The organism is Bacillus safensis FO-36b (assembly GCF_000691165.1).
Classification (GTDB): Bacteria; Bacillota; Bacilli; order Bacillales; family Bacillaceae; genus Bacillus; species Bacillus safensis.
Genome location: NZ_ASJD01000010.1, coordinates 51,074 through 62,451, shown reverse-complemented (window position 1 = coordinate 62,451; position 11,378 = coordinate 51,074). Strand labels below are relative to the sequence as shown.

11 protein-coding genes are annotated in these 11,378 nt (G+C 36.4%); 1 reads left to right on the top strand and 10 read right to left on the bottom strand.

Annotated elements, in window-relative coordinates:
- Positions 1–258 precede the first annotated feature (258 nt).
- Positions 259–1,767 (top strand): AcpB/EbpR/MafR family transcriptional regulator, encoded by a 1,509-nt coding sequence (locus BA81_RS16310; RefSeq protein WP_034283723.1) that lies wholly within the window; start codon positions 259–261, stop codon positions 1,765–1,767.
- 53 nt (positions 1,768–1,820) lie between these two features.
- Here BA81_RS16310 and BA81_RS16305 read toward each other — a convergent pair whose 3' ends face one another.
- The 10 genes from BA81_RS16305 to BA81_RS16260 all read right to left on the bottom strand — a co-directional run bounded on the left by BA81_RS16305 (position 1,821) and on the right by BA81_RS16260 (position 11,308).
- A complete protein-coding gene (locus tag BA81_RS16305) occupies positions 1,821–2,102 on the bottom strand; it encodes a hypothetical protein (RefSeq protein ID WP_024425245.1) in 282 nt (93 codons plus the stop codon).
- 342 nt (positions 2,103–2,444) lie between these two features.
- Positions 2,445–3,728 carry a hypothetical protein gene (locus BA81_RS16300; protein WP_034283721.1) on the bottom strand — a complete coding sequence of 428 codons (1,284 nt, stop codon included), beginning with the start codon at positions 3,726–3,728 and terminating at the stop codon, positions 2,445–2,447.
- A gap of 23 nt (positions 3,729–3,751) precedes the next feature.
- Positions 3,752–4,321 carry a hypothetical protein gene (locus BA81_RS16295; protein WP_034283720.1) on the bottom strand — a complete coding sequence of 190 codons (570 nt, stop codon included), beginning with the start codon at positions 4,319–4,321 and terminating at the stop codon, positions 3,752–3,754.
- A gap of 226 nt (positions 4,322–4,547) precedes the next feature.
- The gene (locus tag BA81_RS16290) at positions 4,548–5,732 is read right to left on the bottom strand and encodes a DUF1835 domain-containing protein (protein ID WP_034283718.1); all 1,185 of its coding nucleotides are present in this window, start codon (positions 5,730–5,732) and stop codon (positions 4,548–4,550) included.
- A gap of 383 nt (positions 5,733–6,115) precedes the next feature.
- Positions 6,116–6,868, bottom strand: a complete 753-nt coding sequence (locus tag BA81_RS16285) for a hypothetical protein (RefSeq protein ID WP_034283715.1) — start codon at positions 6,866–6,868, stop codon at positions 6,116–6,118.
- A gap of 417 nt (positions 6,869–7,285) precedes the next feature.
- Complete coding sequence (locus BA81_RS20220; protein WP_411859209.1) at positions 7,286–7,441, bottom strand: alcohol dehydrogenase catalytic domain-containing protein; 156 nt, start codon at positions 7,439–7,441, stop codon at positions 7,286–7,288.
- A 592-nt stretch (positions 7,442–8,033) separates the two neighbouring features.
- Positions 8,034–9,221, bottom strand: coding sequence for an MFS transporter (locus BA81_RS16275; RefSeq protein ID WP_034283713.1), 1,188 nt, complete (start codon positions 9,219–9,221; stop codon positions 8,034–8,036).
- A 33-nt stretch (positions 9,222–9,254) separates the two neighbouring features.
- Positions 9,255–10,064, bottom strand: coding sequence for a MerR family transcriptional regulator (locus BA81_RS16270; protein ID WP_034283712.1), 810 nt, complete (start codon positions 10,062–10,064; stop codon positions 9,255–9,257).
- A 347-nt stretch (positions 10,065–10,411) separates the two neighbouring features.
- Positions 10,412–10,858 carry a hypothetical protein gene (locus tag BA81_RS16265; protein WP_227001705.1) on the bottom strand — a complete coding sequence of 149 codons (447 nt, stop codon included), beginning with the start codon at positions 10,856–10,858 and terminating at the stop codon, positions 10,412–10,414.
- 39 nt (positions 10,859–10,897) lie between these two features.
- A complete protein-coding gene (locus tag BA81_RS16260; protein WP_034283711.1) occupies positions 10,898–11,308 on the bottom strand; it encodes a DUF6508 domain-containing protein in 411 nt (136 codons plus the stop codon).
- Between the last annotated feature and the right edge of the window lie 70 nt (positions 11,309–11,378).

The window sequence follows — 11,378 nt, the reverse complement described above, 5'->3', positions numbered from 1 at the left end:
TTCAACAGCAAAAAAATAAACAAAATGATCCATTTTTATAGGATTCATGGATCACTTATAACCTTTTAAAAGAAAAATATGGAGAATCAACGAATAACATTTGTTTTTGTCTAATTTTTTTCTCTTTTATCATTAAAAGTGAAGACAAAACACTTTAGCCTAAACATTACAATCATTTCATGCTATATTGAGAACAAAACGTTCTTTATGGTGACTTCATCATATAGAGGCAAGCCAAGGGAAGGAGTTAGTTGTTTAATGGAGCTTATTGATAATAAATCAAAGAGATGGATAAACATTTTAAAACTGCTTGTATCAAAAGATAAGTGGTGGAGCCTACAAGAGATATCGAATGAACAAATCGGTTCGGTTCGTGCCATTCAAAGCGATTTAGAACAAATGAAGTCGTTCCAAACAGAGAATGGAGAGCCGTTAATCCACATAAAGCCAAGACAAGGCATATCCATTTGTTATACACAGACGATACGAGTCGACTACTATATCAAAGAAATTCTAAAAGATACGATTGAAATTCGATTGATTGACGGCGTTTTCTTTGAACAAAACAGGTCTTTCTATGAATGGATGGACACGCTGAATATCAGTAGATCAACATTGTATAACACCATTCATAAAATCAATTCGCTCCTTATCTCGTATGACATTGAGTTACGACCAGATAGTATGCAGTTCCATGGAAATGAGAAGGAGATTCGTCAATTTTTTGTGGAATTTTTGTTTGAAGTCTATGGAAGCAGGCTTTGGCCATTCGATGATATTCAAAAGCAAGATGCAGTTGATTTTTTACAAAAACTATTTCAGGTGCTCGAAGTCAATCTACCTGATGTGGCTATAGATAAATTTTGCCTATGGCTCGCCGTTTCCATACACCGAGTGAGGAAAAATTTTTCAATACGACGCAATTATAGGTACTCAATGGATAAGGAAAAACAAACAGCTACAGCTAAAGGTATCTATAATCAAATCAAAAACTTGGAAGAACACGTTTGCCAAATGACAAAGGACACTTTTGGTGTTACGTTGGATCGTCACGAATTTGTCTTTTTACTGTTGATTGAACCAGCTATTGGCCATTATAAATCAATTGAAACTGTCGAAGAAAAATTGACGTTCTTTCAATCGCATACACCACACCTCTTCGAAGCTATTCATTCCTTTATCAATCAATTGGAGTTGATTTTTCATCAAGAGATAGCTAATCGCAAGGTGATGACACTGATTCTTCTCCAATATTATGTGTATTCTAGGGAAATTACCGTAAGAGATGGATTCCTTTTCAAAAAGAAATCGAGGTATTTATCAGAGGTAAAAAAACAGCTTCCTTACTTCTATTCGAGGATTACTCATATCATTCAAGAGTTAAAAACAGACGATATACTTGCTTCTTTTGTGAAAAATGAACGAGAATTGATTCGTATCATTACTTCTAACTGGAGGGGGCTTGTTCATTTGGAAATGGATCGGAGAAACGTGTTGAACATTTTTGTCATTTCAACATTAGGTTATAATCATAGTTTGTTGATTGCAGATTTAATTAAATTAAGATTGCCTCCTCTCATTCATATTTTCACAAGTCCAGAAAATACATTAAATGAACTGACAATGGATCGACTTGGGATTGATATGATTGTGACCGATACTGAGCTTCCTAATCAATTAGGACGGTCTACACTGCTGATCAGCTCTTTTCCAACAAAGAAAGAATTGGACAACTTGCACTCAAGATTGGTTGATATGACAAACTAATATTCACAAGAAAAGCTGCTGAGGAGCTCTCAAGCAGCTTTTTTGCTTCTGTATTAATGAAGCGCTATTTGTTCATTCATCAAATCAATGGCGTAAAGCGATTGCTCATATTCATCTAATAAAAGGTAAACTTTGAGCGGTGCAGCGGTTTGATCTGTCTGCTGCGTGAATAGGACACAAGTGAATTTTTCGATTCCTTCTGGCAGCTTGCTTTTCAGAAAAGGATGAAGAATAGGAGAGATTCGAAGGGTATCAACATCTTTCAGCCAAAGCTCATCTTGTAACGCAGGATAATGGTCAACCAAAAACTGACGAAACACTTCCAATGTACTCAAGGTAGATATCCTCACTTTCTTCTATTTATGGCTTTAAGCTTACCTAAAAACAAACATGTTCAACTCATCCTATGATCTTAGTCCGCCTAGTTTCGCTTACTACTAGAGACATGATTTCATTTTTTCTTCTAAAAGATTTGTAGATCAACTTTACTGCAATGGGTTTTCAATATGTATGACGTTTACTATATGAAATACGAATTCCAACCGATGGACCTATGATCATATTCTTATCTGTTTCTTTCGTGATGAAACGACAACTTCCTTCTACAAAATTCCATTTTTATTCTAAAAAGAGGAAAATAGGCAAAAAAGAACAGCTGCTCACTGTTCTTTTAGAAGTTATGAAAGGTCTGTCAAAGAGAACACTTCACCGCTCACTGCATCAACGCCTTCATGACAGTCGAGCTTTCCGCATAAAACATATTGTTTTTGCACATCGTCATAGACGTAGATGGGTGTAAGTTCGAGGCGTTCTCTCAATGTTTCAAAGGCTTCTTTCTGAGATATGGTGATTTCACTAGCTGTCTGAGATGGATTGAGTATCCCGCATACTTGAAACATCTCTTTTTTATCTATGTAATTAATGGCTTCAAAAGTGCTGGCATCAATGAAGACCTTGATCTTATCCATAAAACCACAGCCTTCTTGCTCATTCGTTTTTAATATCGCTTGGATGTAGCCATGATCACGGTGGAGTGTTTTTAGCACCCACTTCCCTGTATCCTTTGAATATTTTTGCGCCAAAAAGGTTCGAACCGCTTTGATACACGCAGCTTGCTCTTCTTTTGAGATTGGGAAGGTATCTGGTGAAGGCTCCAGTGACAAGGCTTGTTCAGCAGTAATGTCCTCGTTTATATCGATTTCCTTTTTTTCAAAGCCTTTGTTTAACGGTTCATTCCACTCCATGACCTGATGCACGTGTATACAATGCGTTTCTTCACGTCCAATTTCAAACGGTATCGTTCCTGTTCCATCGTTCTTGACATAAATTTCTTCTAACGCATATATAGGGCGGATTCGATTCTGCTCGAAGAATGGCCAATCAAACCGCTGCACTTGCTGCTGAGCTAAATCCTCGATCCTATCAATGGAAAGCACATATTCTTCAGTTTTTAGTCGTTTTTTTGCCATAAATGGCCCTCGATGTATATAGTGAATGAGCTGCCCATGTTCATCCCATTTCACTTCGATTCTGCCTGAAGGCGTCACTTTCACACCATCTATTGCTTCTTCGAAAAAAAGTTCTCCTTTCTCCTTTTGATGCATGTGAAAATGCTCACCATAGACCAATCCTGTTTCTTGTTCGATCCATTGAATGACATGAGCTGGATAAGGCCTCTTAAATGTGACACCATTCTTCGCGAAGGTTTTGTCCATGACAAAAATGACCGTTTCAATCTGGCCTGTATTTAAGTTCACGTCAATCACAGCTGTGCCGTCCGGGTTTAGATCATCGTCCTCGAGTTCAGCTTCATGAGAGGGAAACCATTCCATATTCAATGTATAAACCGTTTCATTGAACATATTGACGTAGCGATGAAAACTGTGTCTTTTTAAATAGTAAAGATCTAAACCAAATTTCGCCTTTGTCTGATCGATCAGTTGTTGAATGTTTGCATTCATTTGTTTCACCTCAACATTCTGTTTTATGGAAGAAAAAAGATGACGATAAATCCGAATATGACAATCACTGATAATAATCCTAAAGCCATTGCCATCATGTTTGATTCCTTTGTAAAGCCTTTTAATCCATGCGCTTCCGTCGATCGGTCGATTTTTCTAAAGCGAAAGAGCATGCTTATATTGATAATGGCTAGAGCCATAACAAATAAGAAAATGAGAAACTTAGGTTCTATATGAAAAAATGGATCTTGCATCGTTTGAAAACTAAATGACTGGAAGAACATTAGTCCGCTCAATATCAATTTCCAAATGTTTTCCACTCTTTGTTCTTTCTCCCACTCTTTTCCCAATTTCTCTTTTTCATAAATGGCTACCTGCTCAAATATGGGAATGATAGACTTTGTTGATCCTTTTTTGATCAAGCCGTAAATGCCTTGAAGGAGCATGAAGATTCCTAAACAAAGAAAGAAATATGTAAATTGAATCTCAACTTTTTGAATCAAAACAAAAAAAATCAAGATCATCATGCCAAATAGCAAATTAGAGGTAACTACTTGTTTAGTCCTCATTTTTTTCAGTGCAGCTTGTTCCATGTAATACTCCTCTCCGTTTTAAATGTTTCTGTTGAACGCTCTATCTTTATTACGATTTTACCGAAAAAATGTTTCAATATTTTCCCTTTCCATTGCAGATTCCGTTTTTCTGCGGATCTTAAATTCTTTCATAAATAAAAAATAAGAATTAAACATTCATTTCCCATCAGTTCAACGAATGTCTAATTCTTAGAAAACCTACATTTACTTAATTAATTCTATTGTTTTAAATAAAATATCTCGTCATTTCACTTGGGCTGTATTCAATTTGATACGCAGGAGATAATTCACGTTTCACTTCTTTCGTGATACGCTCTCCTTCTTGATTGAACTTCCTTTCCATGTCTACGCCATTTGGCAGCAAATCATCGGTTTCTTCGTCAAACCAGCGACCATACTGTATATTCCAATTCCAAATCTTTGAGAAAAGGGTATCGCTTACTGGTACATCATCTCTTTCTAAATGACATTGACAATGCCCGCAATGAAAGGGTTCACTACCGTAATCTCCTTCAATTTTCACAAAAGGATGATCCACAAACTCTCGACAGCACACCCACTTTTTGAAGTTCTGTCCAAACTCTGTCAGTTTAATCGAGTAATAACGCATGGAAGTTCGTTTTCCTTTCATGTCAAAAATCCCTTGATCAATTAATATCTTAAGTCGATACTCAATAAAATCATCCCCGATATACTGATCTAAATGACCAATGACTTCCCCTATCAGGCGTGGAGTTACGATGTACTCCTCTTCTGGCGCGGACTGATGAAGCCGCTTAGCCATTTTCACTAAATAAGCATCAAATTCATCTTCTGGTACGCTGATCGTTTGTCCTTTTTGCCATATCCGCAGCGTATGATTTTCTTTAACAAATGAAAGCCATTCGTTTTGTAATCTTTCTCTTTCTTCTTTTGTCACTGTGTGAATAAGCTCTTTACTCTCGTACAAAATTTTAAATTTTCCAGATGCAATTTCTCCGGAATGTCGAATATCCATTCTTCTTGTATTTGTATTGAACAGCTGATCAAATGCTGTCGTTATATTGATTACAGACAATTCAACCCTTTTTTCTTTTAATAAATAGACGGCATATCGCAAGCCAATTTGCTCATGGGCATTACTGCCTGTCCAGATGAGAATACGACTGCCTGCTTTTATCTCCTTTATTTGTTGAAGCATTTTATGCTGATCGTTGACCAAGTCATCAAAATAGCCAAATTCATTTGACATCACATTACGCAGCCATTCTATACGGTTCGCTTGTCCTTTATGTTCGTGTAAATGTAGAAGTGGTCCAATCGAATAAATATCATCAAAAGCGATGATATCATCTATTTGATCTTGCTTCATTTCACGTACTGCTTGTTTTAAACTACCGGCAGCTGCCGCCCCAAATATGATATGTATCATCATCCGTCTCCCTTTATCTTACAGTTTATTTCATCTTCACCTATTCATGGTTCTTACGTCAATTCTATTGAGTCAATTTCATTCAAAAGTATGAGGATGAGATAATAAGATATAAAAAAATGCAGAATCGAGGAGACAATTATTTCTAGACTTTTTATTTAAGCAGAAAAAATGCCTGCTTAGTTGCATAGAAGAGTGAACGAGACCGTTCGTTCAAAACACTCAGTCAAGTTAAAATCATAAATGCCAGTTAGCGAGAACAGCATATTAAGCAAACTTCGTCTAAACAAAATTCAGAGAACACTCTATACCATGAATACCAATCCGCTGTGTCCAATAAGTGCGTTTACAAATGGTAAAAGGTAAGGGAGCGTTCCCTTACCTTATTTCATGATTATATGGTATTGCCTTTTTGAGTTTATACTAGTAATAAACGTATTGGATAATTCACTTTGTAGCCAATTTCCGCTTACGAGCACAATTTTATCACGATTGTTAAATAATTTTTCACGCATCTTTAAAAAAAGCTCTTTATCACTGAATTTCAACAATAACTTATATTTTTCATCTTTCCTTGGTGTACATAACGTTATAGTTTGGTTATTGGTATCATAAAAGTATCCGGATACTTTCGCTTCAATAAGTTTATATCCAAAGATTCCTTTTGGATACATATATAAACTTCTATCATCTAAAAGCATGCGCCCAATTTGTAACCCGTTATATGTATCGGAGCATTTATGTGCTTTACACATGTCATAGATTTGACGTATTGTTCTTAGTACTGTTTTGTTCGGTGTTCCAGCTTTATGTAAATTCGTTTTTTTAGATTTCTTAATTTGTTTAGTCGGTTCCAATAGAGCCTGCATAGCTTTTTCAAAATCAAAAGAAGTTTCGTCGTGCCTTTCTGAATTAAAATTATTTGAAACACGAAAAGAGCACCCTTCTATATGGCCGTGTTCTTTATGAGTAGCTCTGAAATAGGCTGATGATGAGCCATCTATGCCGCAAATAAACATGTATGCTTCACAAATAGGATTAGGACAATAAAATCTAGTAGATTTATCTTCTTTATTTACGTTATTTGCATATAATACATTTTTTCTTTCTTCATCTCTAAAAACATAATTTGCCACATTATCACCTCTCGAACATTTTAAATAGTATAACATGAACAATTTAATCTATAAAAATCTCTATGAATACAAAGGAAATTCAACGATTTTAAAAGAAATGGACTAAGGTTTTAGTCTTGACTTAACCACAAGTGTTCCATATAAAGAAGCTATCTCAATCGAATTCTCAAGGTTTTTACGGTCTACGGAATTGAAAATATATAAATTCTTTACCATCCGTATACATTTTCACATAGTCTTGTACGCACAATTCTTTATAATTGATGCAACATTGGCTCAAACTGTTCCACAATTCGAGCTTTTTCTGGTGAAGATACCATTGTATATACCTTTGCATCAATCCATTTTGCCAACTGAATAGTGACATTCCCTGCACCACCGTGAATTAAAATCTAGTATCTCCCTGCATTTATTCTGCTAAAGCACTACTCGTATCTTTAACAAAACTTGCAAAACCGTATTATATACTTCATCACCAACTTCAAAATCAGTAACTCCTTCTCCGATTTTTGTAATAATACCAGCTACATCGCCATGTAAAACAGCTGGAAATTCAGAGAGCAAATTTAGCACAAACTCCACGGCGTATTGTTTTATCAAAGGGATTTAAACTTGCAGCCTTTACCTGAATTAAAACATGCATGGGTTTCACTTCAGGAATAGGAATCTCTTCTAATTGAAAAACAGGTGCGTCTCCAAAGAACAAATAACTTGTACCTTCAAATAAATCATTTCTTAATGATTCAACATAATAAATATACAATTTTAAATTATATAACTATTTATACTAAATATATTATTGCAATAACCTACTTGGTAATTCAATAAGCTAAGCTACAAAATTATTTATAAATATAAGTATCTATTATGCACTTCCTCTCTGACTAATTATTTATAATGACTAATAAAACTGCTGCCGGAACATACATCATTTAAATGCCAAAAACAATTCTTCATATCACCATTTCCTTGAGCTAAAATATGGACAATAGATTTGTTTGTATTTTTTGAATAGTTTGTCTATTATCCCATAGTAATTTGCAAAATGTCATCAAGTTGATGCTGTCCCAAAGTGAAGGTAAAAAGAGCCTAGGAATGTATCTCCTCGACTCTTATAATCAAACATATTCTGTTTTTATACACAATAGATAAAAGTAAAACTATATTACCTACCTTGCTCCATCACCTTCAAACTCTTCTGCTGAGAGATTCTGTCAAACGCCACCATCAAGATGGTCATGAGTAAAGCGAGAAGAACCGTTCCAGCACTAATCCAGCTCAGGTGCAATATAGATGTCCTGCTCAATACAAGCCCTCCTAACCCCGAGCCTAAAGCAAATCCGAATTGAATAAATGATGTATTGACACTTAATGCGATATCAGGAGATTTGGGTACAAGTGTGACGAGATACAGCTGCTGAGCTGGCGATGTGCTCCATGTAGCAATCATCCATATCATGATCACCACCACCATGACCACGAGATTCCCTGTCACAAATGCCAGCAGCATAAGCATGATGATTTGTAGAATAATTCCGGAGAAAATCGTGAATGTTGGGCCTTTTTTATCTGCTGCAACCCCTCCAAGACTGGAGCCCAAAAAGCTGCATATTCCCGCTAGTAATAAAATGCCGCTGATTTCTGTTATGCTAAGGTTTGCTGATTCTTGCAGGAAGGGCGTTAAATAGGTAAATAAAGTGGAATATCCGCCTACATAAAAGAGTGTAACTGCCACCGCAAGCAAAATTCTCTTATCTTTTAATATCGATAATTGCATACCTAGCGTCACCGGTTCTTGTTCTTTCATAGAAGGGATGCGCCTATACACAACAATCAGCGGAATGAGCGTGATCAATCCAATAGCTGCGAATAATGCTTTCCATCCAATCATGCTGCTTAGAAATGTCCCGATTGGAACACCTAAAACTAAGGAGCTGCTTAATCCCATTAAAATGATGCCAATCGCTGTTCCTCTTTTTTCTCGTTCGACAAGGCGAGTAGCCACAGCCATTGCCACCACAATGGCCGTCCCCCCACTAATTCCTTGTAAAACCCTAGTCATCAGCACCATTTCAAACGAATGGCTGACACTTGTGATGATATTACTTAAAGTAAAAATGATCAGCATCCATGATAATATTTTTCTGCGGTCGATATTGATGGTCAGTGCAATGACAATCGGCGCGCCGATTGCTGCTGAGAGCGCTAATGATGTGACCAATAAACCAGCAGCTGACGTCGTGACCTGTAAATCATCTGCGACCATTTGGATAATGCCTGTAATGATATATTCGATTGTTCCGATTAAAAAGGCTGCTAAAGCAAGTAAATAGACAACGGCTTTATTTTTCATAATCGCTTTTCTCCTTTGGACAATGTAGACGATTTATACTTGAATGGGAATTTGAATTTCAATGAGTCTTCCTTCTTCATTTTCAGCCAACGGGTAATAAATCTCTCGGCCCGGCTGATCTTCTTTCACGCGGTATCCGTTATGTTCGATCCATGTCGCCAGGTCAACACAAGCAGTTTGTGCAAATGGAGAATCTGAATGAAATAAGAGCGTCGCCATGGTTTCTTCAGCTGGTAATGTGCGTATTGTGATGCCCTGAGGCAGAGAGCCTCTTATCGCTTTCGCGGAATACCCAACCTCAAATTCGAACTCACTTTCTTTAGCAATTGATTCCCTCCACAGCACGATTTGCGGCTCAGAGTTCAATTCTTGCGGATGTAACAAATGATGAAACGTTTGAAAGAAGGAAGGGATTTCGTCAACAGTTCCGTTGGATTGAAAAGACATGAAACGTTTGCTTTCAACCGATTTGATGATAACCTCCTGCTCTTTTTCCACACACCCCTCTCGTTTGATGAGGTGCATCCGCTCCTTAATACGCGCTAATTTCTGCTGTTCTCTCTCGATCAATTGCTGAATCTCACTCTCTTTCAAGAGAAACATGCCCTGAATCTGCTCAACAGAAATATCTTCACGAAGAAGCTGACCCATTTGCTTTAACGTAAAACCTAATTCCTTGTATATAAAAATTCGATTGACCTCAAGCAGCTGCTCAGCTGAATAATACCGATAACCAGAATCTTGATCGATCTGTTTAGGCTTTAATAAATCGATTTGGTCATAATACCTTAAGGTTTTGACAGGGACTTTACTTAACATAGAAAAATCGCCAATCTTGAACATCCTGATCTCCTCCGTTTTGTTGATCTGATCAAAGTATAAACCTTTCAGTAAAGGGGAAAGTCAACAGAAGAATTTAATATTCATTCGTATTATCATTAGATTAAGTTGAAGAATGCAGACTCCAACTTCGCATTCATTATCTATTAAGCATTCAGTCACCATGAAATAACTGCTGTTACGCAAAAAAACCTAGATTTCTTAAAATCTAGGTTTTGCTAATTTTTTGATTCTGATTACATGCACACAATTCGAGTTACTTTGTAAATTTACATCTATTATCGATTAAAGTTTTTCTAACAATCCCATCTGTTCAACAATCTTTATATCATTCATAAATCGTTGTAAACTTACTTTATGCTCTTTTTTTGTAAATCTGTTGAATAACCTAAGCATATATTAAAAATACTATCTAACCTTTCTCCATTTCCACTATAAAAATAATTCGTCAATACTCCATTATTTTCACTTGCAAGAACCACAACTGTAGCCATCTCTAATACATATTCTATATCTTCTTTAGAAATCGTTCGATCTTTTTTCTTAGCACTCATGAATTCATGACTATGAATAGAACGAATCCTACCTTCAAGTAAATTGAGTATAGACTTCTTATAAATGACATACACACTGTGAATATGACTTTTATCAGGACAATAGGGATCTTGTAAAATGAACTTTATACGTTCATCTTCTTTTTCAATTTTTATTGCATCAAGTTCATATAATAAAATTTGATCAATTTCTTCTATTTTCATAGGAGGAAAAGTATCGGCTACATCGGTTTTATTTTTCATTTGATCACTCCAACAATTGAAATAAACCGCCCACCGCTCTTACTCCAAACAATCCAATCTTTCAAGACACTTCAACATGTTTCCACTTTTAAAGAAATTGAATATGGCTCCCTCACTAAATCGCTCAGCTCTCACAACCCCCATGATGAGTGCAAGAACACACTGCGCATTTAAATGTGAGAGGTCCCCATTCTCGATACCGTTCAATCCACCTTCAATGCCATTTTCTTTGAGGATTTCTCTGTAGCGGATAAGCTCCAGCTCTTGATGTTGTTCCGCAAAGGTATAGACACCTTCGATAAAGTGACGGACCGTTTCGGAATAATTCACAAATGGCATCTGGATTGGGCGTTCAGCTGTTCCATCATTTTCTTGATCGATCACCCATTCTCCGATATGGTCCTCGCGGAGCATCGGTATGTATTTTGTTAGACTCTCGAATTGGCTCATTTCCATCCTCCTCTACCTCATTCATATGGTTTACTCTGATCGACACCTATGAATCAGTATATAAAAAAAT